This is a genomic window from Candidatus Levibacter sp. Uisw_134_01 (genome assembly GCF_047717795.1).
Taxonomy (GTDB): domain Bacteria; phylum Pseudomonadota; class Alphaproteobacteria; order Puniceispirillales; family Marisalimonadaceae; genus Marisalimonas.
On record NZ_CP159808.1, the window covers coordinates 1,891,863 to 1,906,310 of the forward strand.

At 31.2% G+C, this 14,448-nt stretch carries 13 protein-coding genes and 1 tRNA gene; 3 read left to right on the forward strand and 11 right to left on the reverse strand.

Going from position 1 to position 14,448, the window contains the following annotated elements:
• Window positions 1-8: 8 nt before the first annotated feature.
• The gene (locus ABXT66_RS09680) at window positions 9-1,793 is read right to left on the reverse strand and encodes a M3 family oligoendopeptidase (protein ID WP_443643300.1); all 1,785 of its coding nucleotides are present in this window, start codon (window positions 1,791-1,793) and stop codon (window positions 9-11) included.
• A gap of 25 nt (window positions 1,794-1,818) precedes the next feature.
• A complete protein-coding gene (locus ABXT66_RS09685) occupies window positions 1,819-2,703 on the reverse strand; it encodes an alpha/beta fold hydrolase (RefSeq protein ID WP_443643301.1) in 885 nt (294 codons plus the stop codon).
• Window positions 2,704-3,011: 308 nt separating this feature from the next.
• On the opposite strand from ABXT66_RS09685, the gene ABXT66_RS09690 reads away from it, so the two are divergent.
• Complete coding sequence (locus tag ABXT66_RS09690) at window positions 3,012-3,377, forward strand: hypothetical protein (protein ID WP_443643302.1); 366 nt, start codon at window positions 3,012-3,014, stop codon at window positions 3,375-3,377.
• 37 nt (window positions 3,378-3,414) lie between these two features.
• Here the strand turns inward: ABXT66_RS09690 and ABXT66_RS09695 are convergent.
• Window positions 3,415-3,491: transfer RNA gene (locus ABXT66_RS09695), tRNA-Arg, on the reverse strand.
• A 122-nt stretch (window positions 3,492-3,613) separates the two neighbouring features.
• On the opposite strand from ABXT66_RS09695, the gene ABXT66_RS09700 reads away from it, so the two are divergent.
• Window positions 3,614-4,534 carry an SDR family NAD(P)-dependent oxidoreductase gene (locus ABXT66_RS09700; protein ID WP_443643303.1) on the forward strand — a complete coding sequence of 307 codons (921 nt, stop codon included), beginning with the start codon at window positions 3,614-3,616 and terminating at the stop codon, window positions 4,532-4,534.
• Here ABXT66_RS09700 and ABXT66_RS09705 read toward each other — a convergent pair.
• The 8 genes from ABXT66_RS09705 to ABXT66_RS09740 all read right to left on the reverse strand — a co-directional run bounded on the left by ABXT66_RS09705 (window position 4,515) and on the right by ABXT66_RS09740 (window position 12,799).
• Window positions 4,515-5,192, reverse strand: a complete 678-nt coding sequence (locus ABXT66_RS09705; protein ID WP_443643304.1) for an HAD family hydrolase — start codon at window positions 5,190-5,192, stop codon at window positions 4,515-4,517. The genes ABXT66_RS09700 and ABXT66_RS09705 overlap by 20 nt on opposite strands.
• Before the next feature lie 3 nt (window positions 5,193-5,195).
• Window positions 5,196-5,855, reverse strand: a complete 660-nt coding sequence (gene rpe / locus ABXT66_RS09710) for a ribulose-phosphate 3-epimerase (protein WP_443643305.1) — start codon at window positions 5,853-5,855, stop codon at window positions 5,196-5,198.
• A 39-nt stretch (window positions 5,856-5,894) separates the two neighbouring features.
• Window positions 5,895-6,902, reverse strand: a complete 1,008-nt coding sequence (gap, locus tag ABXT66_RS09715) for a type I glyceraldehyde-3-phosphate dehydrogenase (RefSeq protein WP_443643306.1) — start codon at window positions 6,900-6,902, stop codon at window positions 5,895-5,897.
• Window positions 6,903-6,927: 25 nt separating this feature from the next.
• Window positions 6,928-8,130, reverse strand: a complete 1,203-nt coding sequence (locus ABXT66_RS09720) for a phosphoglycerate kinase (RefSeq protein ID WP_443643307.1) — start codon at window positions 8,128-8,130, stop codon at window positions 6,928-6,930.
• A 34-nt stretch (window positions 8,131-8,164) separates the two neighbouring features.
• Window positions 8,165-10,153: a transketolase gene (tkt, locus tag ABXT66_RS09725; protein ID WP_443643308.1), complete on the reverse strand. Its 1,989-nt coding sequence runs from the start codon at window positions 10,151-10,153 to the stop codon at window positions 8,165-8,167.
• Window positions 10,154-10,241: 88 nt separating this feature from the next.
• Window positions 10,242-11,204, reverse strand: a complete 963-nt coding sequence (locus tag ABXT66_RS09730) for a class 1 fructose-bisphosphatase (protein ID WP_443643309.1) — start codon at window positions 11,202-11,204, stop codon at window positions 10,242-10,244.
• Between the two features lie 18 nt (window positions 11,205-11,222).
• Entirely contained in the window at window positions 11,223-11,867 is a 645-nt protein-coding gene (locus ABXT66_RS09735; RefSeq protein ID WP_443643310.1) for an FMN-binding negative transcriptional regulator, read from the reverse strand.
• Between the two features lie 59 nt (window positions 11,868-11,926).
• Window positions 11,927-12,799 carry a pirin family protein gene (locus ABXT66_RS09740; RefSeq protein WP_443643311.1) on the reverse strand — a complete coding sequence of 291 codons (873 nt, stop codon included), beginning with the start codon at window positions 12,797-12,799 and terminating at the stop codon, window positions 11,927-11,929.
• An 87-nt stretch (window positions 12,800-12,886) separates the two neighbouring features.
• Between ABXT66_RS09740 and ABXT66_RS09745 the strand changes: the two genes are divergently transcribed.
• Entirely contained in the window at window positions 12,887-14,419 is a 1,533-nt protein-coding gene (locus tag ABXT66_RS09745) for a hypothetical protein (RefSeq protein WP_443643312.1), read from the forward strand.
• Window positions 14,420-14,448: the final 29 nt, after the last annotated feature.

Sequence of the window (14,448 nt, forward strand, 5' to 3'; positions counted from 1 at the left end):
ATTTGTGTTTAAATACTCTCTAATTCATCCATTAGACCAGAAATCATTGATACGCCTTTATCCCAAAAACTTTGATCATAAGCACTCAAACCAAATGGTTTTAATAATTCATTATGGCTTTTGGTACCACCAGCTGATAACATTTCAATATATTTTTTAGCAAATATATCTTTATCACTTTTTTGATATAAATACCAAAGAGCATTAACCAAACTATCTCCAAATGCATATGCATAGACATAAAATGGAGTGTGAACAAAATGTGGTATATATCCCCATAAAACTCTATAATCTTCCGTAAGGTTGATATTAGGTCCTACCGCGTGGGATTGAGTTTCCATCCAAATATCACCTATTTCATTTGGCGTTAATTCAGATTTTATTCTTGCTTCATGAAATTTAACTTCAAACTGATGAAAGCCAATTTGTCTTACAACAGTATTTAACATATCCTCAATTTTACCTGCTAAAAGTTGTTTTTTTAATTCAATATGACTTTCATCTAAAAGTTTTCTAAAAACAAGCATCTCACCAAAAACTGAAGCTGTCTCTGCAAGAGTTAATGGAGTATCAGCCATTAATAATCCATTCTTTGCGGCTAAAATTTGATGTACTCCATGACCTAATTCATGAGCTAAAGTCATAACATCTCTTATTTTACCTTGATAATTTACTAATACATATGGATGTAATGAAGGTACTGATGGATGAGCAAATGCACCAGATGCTTTTCCTTTTCTAACGCTAGCGTCAATCCAATCATTCTCAAAAAACAAACTTGCTAGCTTTGAAATCTCAGGATGAAAAGAGGCAAATGAACCCAGAACAATATCTTTGGCTTCTGACCATTCAATTAATTTATCTGTTGTTTGAGGTAATGGAGCATTTCTATCCCACCAATCAAGTTTGGTTTTACCAAATTGTTTAGCTTTCCATTTATAATATCTGTGGGTCAATTTGGGCATGGCATTATTAACAGTAGTAACCAGCGTATTAACAACTTCATCTTCTACATCGTTATCTAAATTTCTTGAAGATACAATACCTTTAAAGCCTCTCTTATTATCTTCAATATACCTATCTCTGGAAATGACATTTAATATCATTCCTAATATACGTTTATTATTTTCAAGAACTTCTGACAATGATTTACCCGCTAATTTTCTATTTTCTGGATGCGGGTCTGATAATAAATTTAAAATCTCAGCTTCACTTAACATTTCTTTTTTGAAAGGGAAACGTAATGCAGCAGATGTCTCATCAAAAAGTCTTACCCATGCTGACCTTCCTGTGGCTGATTTTTCAATCAACATTTCCTCAACTAAAGGATCTAGAAGGTAATCATTTTTCTTTCTTAAAATAGTCAGGTATGGCAACCATTTACTTGAGTTGGTACCTTTTGTCCATTCACTAACTGTTTTATCATCTAACTTTGACAACTCTAAAGTAAAAAAAACTAGTAAAGATGATATCTCAGTAAGCTTATCCGAGACAGAAGCATTATATCTTGAAATTTCTGGATCTTCCATATTAGTTGTAAAAATCAAGTTACTATGAGTACCAATTTTATAAATTTTTTCACTAATATTTTGGTATGTTTCAATGCAATTTAAAAATTCTGAAGCATTTAAATCTTTTATTTTTCCTTTCCACTGAATTGAAAAATCTTCTGATAGCTCTTTTATTATTTTAATATCACTTTCAATGCTTGGGTCATCTATATCTTTATAGATTTCTGAAAGATCCCATACGGGTAATTCTGTATCCATTGTATTAATTTTAATTTCATCCATTAGATTTATAAACCTTTGTTACTTTTTATGTTAAAAATTGTAATATATTTTTAAGAATTTCTTTGGGGTTTTCTTCAGCTAAATAATGACCGGAGTCAATCGCATTACCTTTAACTTCTTGAGTGCAGTAACTTTGCCAAATTGACAAAGGATCATACCATTGATCTATTTTACCTTTTTTACCCCATAAAACTAAAATAGGCATTTCAAGTTTAATATTATTCTCTCTAGTTGTCTTATCATGAATTAAATCAATAGTTGCTGCAGCCCTGTAATCTTCACAAATAGCATTAATAGTTTCTGGATTTTTAATACAATCAATGTAATCCTTTAAAGCTAATGGAGAAAAAAAATCTTTATCTTTTTTTTCTCTAGAAGTATGTGCAAAAAACCATTCCTCTGGAGCCTTGTTAATAACTGACTCTGGAATAGGACTTCTTTGAGCTAACCAGAACCAATGATAGTATCCCATCGCAAAATCCATGTTAGTTCTTTCAAAGTGCTCTACAGTTGGTATTATATCTAACAACATCATTTTTATTACTTTGCCAGGAAAGTCTAATGCCAAACGATGAGCAATTCGGGCACCTCTATCGTGAGCTACAATATAAAAAGTATCATAACCAAGGTTTGTCATAAACTCTAACATATCAGCTGCCATTTGAACTTTTGAATGCCCCTCATGATTATGTGATAATGCAGGTTTGAAAGATTTACCATATCCTGGAATATCTGGACAAATAACTGTATAATTATTTACTAACTCTGGAGATACTTTATGCCACATTACATGGGTTTGAGGGTTGCCATGGAGCATTAATATTGGAAGTCCACTACCTGCTTTTCTATATCTGATTGAGCCTTTTTTAATTCTTAAAAAAGATATTTTAAAATCTGAAAAAAAGTTCATGTTATTTATCCTAATCTCTAGATATTTAGAAATTGAGTAAGAGTTAGATCTTATCACAATGACTAACTTATATAAGATATAATAATAAAAAAGAATTATACAATCGGATATGAGAACAGTTTATAATTTGACAAGCAATTTTATCCACTTTAAATTTAACTTTTTAATCAAAAATACTCTATACGTTTTCTACTCATATTTATTTTGATTATAAAAATTGACACTTAAATAAGCCTATTTATTATATCCTTATGAATTTTTGTTACCTTTTAAGAATTAATTTAAATAGAGTATTTGTTATAGTAAGTTTGTTAATTTATCCCTCAGTCGCGAGTTCAGATAATATTGGAAATTTTGCTAACAAATTATTTAATCATTATGAATACGATGATAAAATAAATAATTATTTAAAATCAATTTTTTCTTTTGGGAATTCAAAAAAAAACAAATCATCTAAAACAACACAAAGTTTTTCCAAAGACACTTCGAAAATTTCAAAACATTCTTTAAAAATTAAGTCGAAAAACAAATTAATTTATGGTTTTGGAAATGGACAATCACTACAAATAAATCCTTCAAATATTAATAATAAAATTACCTATCATAGAACTCCTTTTTCTTATTTTGAAATAAAAAGAGACTCTGTCTTATACGGATTTAAATTAGATTTTTAACAAACATTATTTCTAGTTATTCTTCTATATTGAAGAATGGTGACCTCGACAGGACTCGAACCTGTTACCTCAAGATTAGGAATCTTGCGCTCTATCCAGATGAGCTACGAGGCCACTTATCATAGTTAATATCATATAAATCTTTATTATCAATAGTTAGATTATTCGAAATAATTGTGGTGAATTAACAACAAAAGTTTATATTATAAATATTGAACTACTTAGGAAAGAAATACATGAGCATTGATTTAGAACTTAAAGATAAAGTAGCTGTTGTAACTGGCGCAGGTGGGGGTATTGGTCGAGAAATAGCGTTAGCACTAGCTGCAGAAGGAACATCTATAGTTGTAAATGATATAGGAGTTTCTTTGACAGGTGAAGGTGGTTCAAATTCTCCAGCTGAAGAGACTTCCGGATTAATTACACAAAAGGGAGGCAAAGCAGTTATTAGCAATGAAAGCGTTTCTACTTGGGAAAGTGCTCAATTAATTATTAAAAAGGCAATAGATACATTTGGAAAGATTGACATTGTTATTAACAATGCAGGTATTTTAAGAGATACAATTTTTCATAAAATGGACCCATCTGACTGGGAAAATGTTATTAACGTACATTTAAATGGTGGTTTTTACGTTAGCCGAGCTGCTGCTCCATATTTCCGTGAACAAAATTCAGGATCATATGTTCATATGACTAGTACATCTGGTTTAATAGGTAATTTTGGCCAAGCCAATTATTCAGCTGCTAAATTGGGTATTGCTGGGTTATCAAAATCTATTGCATTAGATATGAGTAGGTTTAATGTTAGATCAAATTGCATCGCTCCGTTTGCTTGGAGCAGAATGACAAACTCAATTCCTTCAACTACGGAGGCTGAAAAAGAGAGGGTTGAAAGACTAAAAAAAATGACTCCTGAAACTAATGCTCCTTTAGCTGTTTTCCTAGCTTCGGCTGCAGCGAAAGAAGTTAGTGGACAAATATTTAGTGCAAGATTAAATGAGCTTTTTATATATAATCAAAACAGACCTATAAAAAGCGTGCATTCTGATACAGGCTGGACCCCTCATGAGATAGCTGAGAGGGCTTACCCGTCACTTAAAAGTTCAATGACACCTAATGAAAGAAGTGGGGATGTTTTCAGTTGGGACCCAATTTAAAAGACTCGAAAAGATCAATAATCTCTTCCATGGTTTCTAAAGTATAATCTGCACCTAAAGAATTTATATCTACGTGTGTATATCCTCCATTAACAGCAATAGACTTAATATTTGCAGATTTAGCCGCATCTACGTCATTAGAAGTGTCGCCTACCATAAAAAAAGAGCTCTTTGTGGAATTAAATTTATTAATTGTTAATTGAATCATGTCTGGTTTTGGTTTCAACGGAATATTATCTTGCGCTCCAATGATAACGTCAAAAAATTTATCTAAACTCATTTGTTTAATTAATTTTTCAGTTACAAATTGTCTTTTATTAGTACATATCCCCATAGGAATTTTTTGGTTATAAAAGTAATCTAGAGCGTTCATTACGCCAGGCATTAAAGTACTGTATTTATAAGGCTCTTCAGAATAATTCTGTCTGTAACTATTAAATACGGTTTCATACAAACGCTGATTACCACCACAATAATCAACAACTTTTTTGGATAAAGACAACATACCTTCTCCTACAAAAGTTTGTAGCTTTTCTTCAGATATCTTCTCTAAACTATATTCAGTTAAAGTTTTATTTATTGCATTATGCATATCTGGAATTGAATGAACCAAAGTTCCATCTAAATCAAAAATTATATTAAAATTGAAACATTCCATAATTTATATTTTACAACGAAGTGATGCAATATTTTGTTGATAACTTTTAAAATCTGATCCAGAAAATATAGCCGACCCAGCAACTAGAACATTTGCTCCAGCTTTAATTACCTGAGGCGCTATATTATTATTTACACCTCCGTCAACTTGAATTTTTATAGGTTTACTTGAAATTAATTCTTTAACAGCTGTAATTTTATCTATTGAAGAATTGATAAATGATTGCCCCCCAAATCCAGGGTTCACACTCATAACAAGTATTAAATCAAGTTTTTCTAATAAGAACTCTAATCCAGAAAGAGATGTCCCTGGATTGATCGAAACACCTGCTTTACATCCTAAGTCCCTTATTCTAGTTAAAGTTCTATCAAGATGCGGCGTAACTTCCTTATGGACAGTAATCATATCAACACCAGCGGCTACATATTCTTCCAACAAGTCATCAGGGTTAGTAACCATCAAATGGGCATCAAATGGTTTTTTGGAGATATTCCTTATTGATTTAATGATTGGAGGACCAAACGTAAGATTTGGTACAAAATGACCATCCATGACATCCAAGTGTATCCAATCAGCACCCGCCTCATCAATTAATTTAACATCATTTGCTAATGAACCAAAGTTGGCAGATAATATTGAAGGCGCAATAAGAACTTCATTCATTTAATTCATTTCCTTCAAATATAGAATAATAACAGTAAATTAAATTGTTTTGCTCATAGCCACAGCTGTATCTGACATTCTATTAGAAAAACCCCATTCATTATCGTACCAGCTTAAAACTCTTACAAATGACCCATCCATTACCTTTGTTTGATCCATATGAAAAATTGATGATCGTGAGTCATGGTTGAAATCACTCGATACAAGAGGTTCATCTGTATATCCAAGAATGTTTTTAAGTTCATTATTAGAAGCTTTTTTAATAAGATTATTAATCTCTTCTACCGAGGTAGATTTCCCAGCATTAAATTTAAAATCGACAACAGATACGTTTTGAGTTGGTACTCTCATTGAAACACCATCCAACTTTCCATTTAATTCTGGTAAAACTAAACCTACTGCTTTTGCGGCGCCAGTTGATGTTGGTATCATATTACCTGCGGCGGCTCTTGCTCTATACATATCGGAATGCATTGTATCCAAGGTCGGTTGATCACCTGTATAAGAATGAATTGTAGTCATAAAACCTTGAGATATACCTACACCCTGATTAATAACCATCGCAATTGGAGCTAGACAGTTTGTTGTACAAGAAGCATTTGATACTACTAAGTGATCTTTAGTTAATTTATTATGATTTACACCATAGACAACAGTCAAATCAGCTCCACTTGCTGGAGCTGAAACTAAAACTCGTTTTGCACCAGCTTCTATATGCAGTGAAGCTTTTTCACGGCTCGCAAAAATCCCAGTACACTCCAAAGCAATATCAACATCAAGTTCTTTCCATGGAAGATCTTTTGGATCTCTGATAGATGTTACTTTTATTGATCCTTTACCTACATCGATATTATTACCAATAACTTTGACATCTGCAGGGAACCTCCCATGCACAGTATCGTACCTCAATAAATGTGCATTAGTCTCTACAGGGCCCAAATCATTAATTCCAACTACTTTAATATCGTCTCTACCTGATTCGATTATAGCTCTTAAAATATTCCTTCCAATTCTGCCAAAACCATTAATAGAAACTCTAACTGACATTTTATTTCCTCTCAAAAAAATATAATTACTTATTATTACTCAATACTGATATGGCTGGCAACTCTATACCTTCTAACCACTCAAGAAAAGCACCACCAGCTGATGAAATATATGTAAATGTATCTCCAACACCAGCTTTATTTAAAGCAGACGATGTATCACCTCCACCAGCCACAGTAACTAATTTGTTACTGGTAGTTAAACTTGACGCTGTTTTAGCTAATGAAAAAGTACCTTCTCCAAAAGGTTCTAATTCAAAAGCTCCAAGTGGGCCATTCCATAATAAGGTCTTAATATTGTGAAAAATGAAGCCTATTTTTTGGATTGTCTTTGGACCAACGTCAAGTGCCATCATGTCTAAAGGTATCATATCAGATGATACTATTTTAGTGTTTCCTCTTGCCTCAAAAGATTTTGATACAACAACATCGATAGGAAGTATAATTTCACAATTTAATTTTTTACTTTTGTTTAAAATTGATTTCGCAACAGACACAGAGTCTTTTTCAAAAAGACTTTTGCCAACATCCAAGCCTTGAGCAACAAGAAAAGTATTCGCCATCGCGCCACCAATTATTAAATAATCCATCTTAGTTATTAAATATTGAATAATATTTATTTTTGTAGAAATTTTAGCACCACCAACCAATGCCGCTACTGGCTTGATTGGAGAACTTAAAACAGATGTAAGAGCTTCCATTTCTTGGTCTAGCAGCACACCTGAATATGCAGGTAGAAAATTTGTAATTGCATGTAAACTTGCATGAGCTCTATGAGAACATGAAAAAGCATCATTTACAAACATATCACAACCTTCAGATAATTTTTTTGCAAAGCTAAGGTCATTTTTAGTTTCTTCTTCATGAAAACGAACATTTTCAAGTAAAAGAATTTCACCTGCTTTTAAAATCATTTTTATATCCAAAACCTCTTGACCCACACAAGAGTTGCTGAAGTGAATATTTGTTTCTAAAATTTTTGATAAAATTTCTACTAAAGGCTTTAAAGTGAATTCTTTATTATATTTTCCCTTTGGTCTACCTAGATGACTACATATGACTATCTTTGCGCCAGATGATTTCAAAAAGTTGATAGTTGGTATCAATCTTTCAACACGTGTATGATCTAAAACCTTTCCATTTGACATAGGTATATTTAGATCAGCTCTTATAAACACTATTTTATCATGAACATTTTCATTAATTATGCTTTTAATTAAAGAGGTCATCGTTATAATTTTCTTAATCAGATTTTGGTTTTTATTATTTAATTATTGATCTTGCTTGTTTTACTATAGCTTCTGAGTTAATTCCAAAATGTTTGTAGAGTTGATCTGCTGGACCAGAAGCTCCAAAGCTTTTCATACCAATAAAAACACCCTTATCACCTATATATTTACTCCATCCCATATCACACGCCGCTTCAATAGCTATTCTTGGAGAGTTTCCTAAAACATCTTTTCTGTATGTTTCATCCTGTTTATCAAACAATTCCCAACAGGGTAAAGAAACAACTGCAGCTTTAATGCCTTCAGCATTTAAGAGGTCAGACGCTTCCATTGCAATTTCAATTTCAGAACCAGTTGCAATTAGAGTTAAATCTCGTTTTGACGAAATATCGTTTAAAATGTAACCACCTTTTGAAACTTTATTATCTGAAGATTTTTCAGATCGAAAAGCTTTTAGTCCTTGCCTTGATAGCGCTAAGACAGTGGGTCCATTTGTTTTAAGAGCTATATCCCAAGCTTCTGCCGTTTCAACAATATCTGCAGGTCTTATTAGATTTAAATTTGGAGTTGCACGTAAAATTGCTAAATGTTCTACGGGTTGATGAGTTGGTCCATCTTCACCTAATCCAATTAAATCATGCGTTAATACATAAATTACTCTTTGAGACATTAATGCCGAGAGTCGTATAGATGCTCTCATGTAATCACTAAACACAAGAAATGTTCCACCATAGGGAATAAAACCTTTGTGAAGAGAAATACCGTTCATAATAGATCCCATGGCATGCTCTCTGATACCATAATGAATATAATTTCCTGAAGATTTACCAGGAAGAACTGTTTTCATTTCACTTGTTTTAGTTAGGTTTGATCCAGTTAGATCAGCAGACCCACCAAGTGTATTTGGAATAATTTTATTAATTAATTCGAGAGTTTTTTGACTAGATTGTCTAGTAGCTAATTTAGGTTTTTCTTGTTTCATTTGCTTTATAAATGAATTCATTTTTCTTTCATAGGATTGTGAAATTTCACTATCTATAAACAATTTAAATCTTTTCTTTTTTGAACTTTGTTCGTACCTATTTTCCCATTCCTCAAAAATCTTCTGTGATCTTTCGGTAGTTTTTTTCCATAATTCAAGTATGTCTTCAGGGATCTCAAAAGGTTTATTAGACCAACCTAAAGCTTTTCTTGTAGCCACTATTTCGTCTGCTCCTAATGGTGCACCATGTGTTTTTGACGTTCCACCTAAGTTTGGAGCTCCAAATCCAATTGTAGTTTTGCAGGCAATTATTGATGGTTTTCTTGATTTTTTGCTGTTAATAATTGCTTCTTCAATTTCATCATGATCATGACCATCAATAGTTTGAGTATGCCATCCAGCTGCCTTAAGTCTTGAGATTTGGTTTGCAGAGTTTGATAAACCTGTGGATCCGTCTATAGAAATTTTATTATCATCCCATAGCACAATTAATTTTGATAATTTTAAATGACCAGAAAATTCTATAGCTTCGTGACTAATTCCTTCTTGAAGACAACCGTCACCAGCAATTACATATGTATAATGATCAACTAAATTAGAACCAAACCTAGAAGATAATAATTTTTCAGCTAAAGCCATACCAACGGCAGTTGCTAAACCTTGTCCTAGTGGCCCTGTAGTTGTTTCAATACCTTTTGCGTGTCCATATTCAGGATGGCCCGCAGTGTTATAGTTTAGCTGCCTAAAGTTCTTAATGCTATCAATTGGCATATCTTCATAACCTAAAAGATAATGCAAAGCATAAAGCAACATTGAGCCATGACCTGCAGATAATACAAATCTATCTCTGTCAGGCCAATCGGGTTTTTTAGGATTAATATTAATAATTTTTTTAAATAAAACTGTAGCTACATCTGCCATACCCATTGGCATTCCAGGATGGCCTGAATTTGCAGCTTGAACAGCATCCATAGATAAAAATCTAATTGCATCAGCCATTAGTATTGACTTTTTATCTTTAGATTTAGCTTTATCTTGCATCTACTGTTCTCCTAGAAGGTTCAAATTAAAATAATCTAATATTAGTAACATTTATCAAATCAAAGTTACATAAATGTTTTGTAAAAATTTATAAATTTTCACAATGTTTCCTATAAATTATAACTTCATCTGAAGAACCAAAAACTAAAGGTGATCTTTGATGAATATTTTTAACTGGAACAGTTAAAATATCATCGATTCCGTTTATAGCTTTTCCCCCAGCTTGTTCAATTAGAAAAGCTATTGGGTTAGCTTCATAAGTTAAACGTAATCTTCCATTTTTATATTTAGTTCGAGCATCGGACGGGTATAAAAAAACACCACCCCTTATCAATATTCTACTTGCGTCTGCAACTAAAGAACCAACCCATCTCATTCCAAAATTCTTCTTTCTTGAGCCCTCTTCGCCGTCTTGACAATCTTGGATATATTTTGCAGTGGGAGAATTCCAATACCTTTTATATGCTGCATTTATTGCAAATTCTGACGTTGATTTTGGAATGCTTACTTCATCATTAATAATAACAAACATTTCAATATTTTCGTCTAATGCAAATAAAAGTGTACCTTTCCCCAATGTTAAAAAAAATGTTGTTTGAGGTCCATAAACAAAAAAACCAGATGACTTTTGTTTAGCTCCAGATTGAGTAAAAGCTTTATCTAGTAGTAAGTTATTTTTTGGCATTATTGAAAATATTGTACCTATAGAAACATTTACGTCTATGTTGCTTGATCCATCTAAAGGATCTGCAAAAACTATAAACTCATTATTATTTTTAAAATCAATAAACCCTTCTTGTTCCTCTGAAGCGTAACCTGCAACTGGAGATTTTTTTAAATAATCAATTATAATTTCATCAGATTTTATATCTAACGGTTTTTGAAGATCACCATCTACATTTATACTCTTTTTATTAACTTCTGACTGACTGATTTTATTTATAGTTTTAATCGTTTTAGAAATTAATATTGCGGCATCAGCTAAATTATTAATTATAATAGCAAGCTGTTCATTCTCACAATTATCTGTGAGATATTCTTTTAACAACATCTTTTATAGCTCCAGTAATCATTCTCTATTCAAACTTATATCTTTCATAGCTTTATATAAGGAATGCTTGTCCTTTTGTAACATTTTTTTCTTTACTCCATTAAAGTCATCAATTTCTTTATTCTGGCTTAGTTTAGATTTAGCAACAACTTTTGTAACTTCAATTTTAACTCCAACTATTGAAGATAGTTTTTGTTTTATAAATTCTTTTGGTGCATCTTTAATGCTCCAAGGCTCCTTTTCTCCACTTCTATTTTCATGAATTTTTGTAAGCCTTCCTACTATGCCTAGTAGAGATTTTAGATCTTGGAAGAAAAAAATTCTTCCATAAAAATGAACTGACTGATAATTCCATGTTGGCACTACTTTATGGGTTTTCTTTTTAGTTGGATACCAATTTGGACTGACATAAGTGTCTTCAGCTTTATATAGAACTAACACCTCATCATTATTTTTATTTTCTTTAAATAATTGATTTTCAAGTGCTATGTGTCCTAACAACGTTGTTGACCCATGCTTATTATAGTCAACTATAAAAGGCAAATGGTTGGCTGAAAGGCCTTTTGATCCAAAAGCAATCAGTGTAGCTAATGGGAAATTATCAATTATTTTTTGGATTTCTTTTTGATTTTTTTCTTCAAAGTGTTCTGGTATATAAACCATTAAGTTTCCTTTAAAATTAGATAATTATATCAACTATATTTGTAACGCTCTTATTAAGGCTAATTTGGAAGTGGAATAAATTCTTGATTATCATCAATTGGCATTTTAAAATTTTTTTCTCGCCATTTCTTTTTTGCTAATTCTATTAACTCCATATCTGATGCAACAAAGTTCCACCATAAATACCTTTTCTCATTGACAGTATCCCCACCCAATAAGATACAACTGCTATTATCTACAGCCTTAATTAACTGATTACTCTTGTTATTTAAAATTAACATTTCACCAGCTTGTATTTTTTGATTATTATACTCAAGTTGACCTGATAAAACATACACCGCAATCTCCTCAACTTCTTTAGGTAGCTCTATAGCGCTACTCGTTCTAATCTTTAACTCTACAAAAAGTCCATTAGATATATTTTTTAGTGGCGATTTTTTTCCATAAGCCGAGCCTAAAATTATATTAGCAATCATAGTTTTGTTAACTATTGATGGTATATCTGTCTTACTACAATTGTGAAATTCAGGTTTCATACTTTCATGCGATTTAGGTAACGCTATCCAACATTGAATTCCAAAAAGTTTATATGGTAACTTTATATTAATAGGTTTTCGTTCAGAATGAGTAATACCTCTTCCAGAAATCATTAAGTTTACATCACCAGGACTAATAGTTATTGAGGACCCTAGGGAATCGCGGTGCAGAACTTCTCCTGAAAATAAATAAGTTAAAGTTGCTAATCCAATATGAGGGTGAGGCCTAACATCAATACCCCCGTCAGTTATAAATTCATTTGGACCCATTTGATCAAAAAATATAAATGGACCAACCATTTGTCTAATAGCATGGGGTAAAACTCTTTTTACTTCCATTCCCCCAATATCTCTTGATCTTCCAACTATCAGGTTATTGTTTATTACTGTTTCCATAATATGTCCTGTTTTTTCAATATTGAAACAATACTAAATTATCTGTAAGTTTAAAATAAAGATTTAAAAATTATTATTGGTTTATTTATGCTCTATAAAAATCTTCATATACCAATTAACCTTCCTATACTTCTTAAAGAAGAAGTTAGTCTTGATCAGTCAAACTTAGAGCTTATTAATAAAATAAAGGAAGCTAATAACACTGGCATATCCTCTATAATATTTTTATTTAAAAATTATTTCAGTAACAATATTTCTAAATTCGTTAAACCAAGTTTAGATTTATTTCTGGATGAAATCATACCTATTCTTTTTCAATCAAAATATAAAGAAGAAGGTCTTTATCAACTTCTAAGATTTATTGATAAAATAATATTTAATTTTCCTTATGTCGAAGCGTTAAAGAACAGTAGTTTTGTATATCAAAACTTAGCAAAAGTTTTTTTGTTTTCTGGTTATGTCACTAACATACTAACACAGGATAAAAAAATACTAGATGTCCTGCAACCTGAATACGCAATGAGATTAAATGGTAATATCAGTTTTTATAAGAATGCATTTGATAAAATTGATCTAAATAATTTGAATGAGGAAGATATTTTAGATGCGTTGAGACGAAATCATCGTTTTCTAAAATTTCAAATATTATTTGCTTTGATAAATAAAGAAATTGATATCCAAAGAGCTTCAAATGAATTTTCATTATTGGCTCAAGCAACTATTAATATTACCCTTGATATAGCGCAAATTCAAATATCCCAGAAATATAATATTAATTGTGATAAATGCAGCGTGATTGCCTATGGAAGATTTGCTACCTTTTCTATGACCGCCAATTCAGACCTTGATCTTGTTTTTGTTTATGAAGATTTCCCTATTAAAACAAGTATTAAGAAAAATGTGTATATTGAATTATTTCGTCAACTAATAAAACTCTTATCCGTTAAAACTTCTGAAGGATTTATGTATGAAGTTGACACAAAGCTAAGACCTTCTGGTAAAGAAGGGCCCATTGCTTGTACCTTCAATAACTTTAAAAATTTTCATGAAAAAGAATCATTTTCTTGGGAAAAACTAGCTTTAAGAAAAACAAGAGTGCTTAATGAAAATAAATTTAGTTTTAGTATAGTTGATTTATTATATGACTTAAACTCTAGGCCTATATCGCAGAAACAAATTGTAGATGAAATTAAATTAATGCGAACAAATACTAAATCTAATAAAAATAATGAAGACATAAACAATCCTGTTAACAATGAGCGATCAAAATGGTTTGAAACAAAATATGTTGGTGGCGGACAAAGAGAGATAGAATATTTAAATTTTTTTTATAAGATAAATTCTAATTTTATAAAAGATTATGAGACAAATAAAAAAATACTATTAAATAAGAAAGTAGAAAATTTATTTTTTAAACTGGATCAAGTAGTTAATATTTGTTTTGAAGATAAAAAACAAGATTACCTTCCTTCAGCTGCAATCATTCTTATAATCACAGAAACAAATGAAAAAGATCTTGGTTCTCTTAAAGCATCAGTAAATTTAAGTAAAAAAGAAATACATAAAAACCTAAATCAAATGTTAGAATCTATAAAAAATAACCCTAATTTGGCTTTTTAAGCATAGCATAAGATTAATACTACAATAAT

Coding starts and splice junctions, on each gene's coding strand:
- ABXT66_RS09700 (WP_443643303.1), top strand. CDS start 3,614: ATGAGCATTGATTTAGAACTTAAAGATAAAGTAGCTGTTGTAACTGGC.
- ABXT66_RS09685 (WP_443643301.1), bottom strand. CDS start 2,703: ATGAACTTTTTTTCAGATTTTAAAATATCTTTTTTAAGAATTAAAAAA.
- ABXT66_RS09680 (WP_443643300.1), bottom strand. CDS start 1,793: ATGGATGAAATTAAAATTAATACAATGGATACAGAATTACCCGTATGG.
- ABXT66_RS09705 (WP_443643304.1), bottom strand. CDS start 5,192: ATGGAATGTTTCAATTTTAATATAATTTTTGATTTAGATGGAACTTTG.
- ABXT66_RS09735 (WP_443643310.1), bottom strand. CDS start 11,867: ATGGTTTATATACCAGAACACTTTGAAGAAAAAAATCAAAAAGAAATC.
- tkt (WP_443643308.1), bottom strand. CDS start 10,153: ATGCAAGATAAAGCTAAATCTAAAGATAAAAAGTCAATACTAATGGCT.
- ABXT66_RS09745 (WP_443643312.1), top strand. CDS start 12,887: ATGCTCTATAAAAATCTTCATATACCAATTAACCTTCCTATACTTCTT.
- gap (WP_443643306.1), bottom strand. CDS start 6,902: ATGTCAGTTAGAGTTTCTATTAATGGTTTTGGCAGAATTGGAAGGAAT.
- ABXT66_RS09730 (WP_443643309.1), bottom strand. CDS start 11,204: ATGTTGTTAAAAGAATATCTCACAGATAATTGTGAGAATGAACAGCTT.
- ABXT66_RS09720 (WP_443643307.1), bottom strand. CDS start 8,130: ATGACCTCTTTAATTAAAAGCATAATTAATGAAAATGTTCATGATAAA.
- ABXT66_RS09740 (WP_443643311.1), bottom strand. CDS start 12,799: ATGGAAACAGTAATAAACAATAACCTGATAGTTGGAAGATCAAGAGAT.
- rpe (WP_443643305.1), bottom strand. CDS start 5,855: ATGAATGAAGTTCTTATTGCGCCTTCAATATTATCTGCCAACTTTGGT.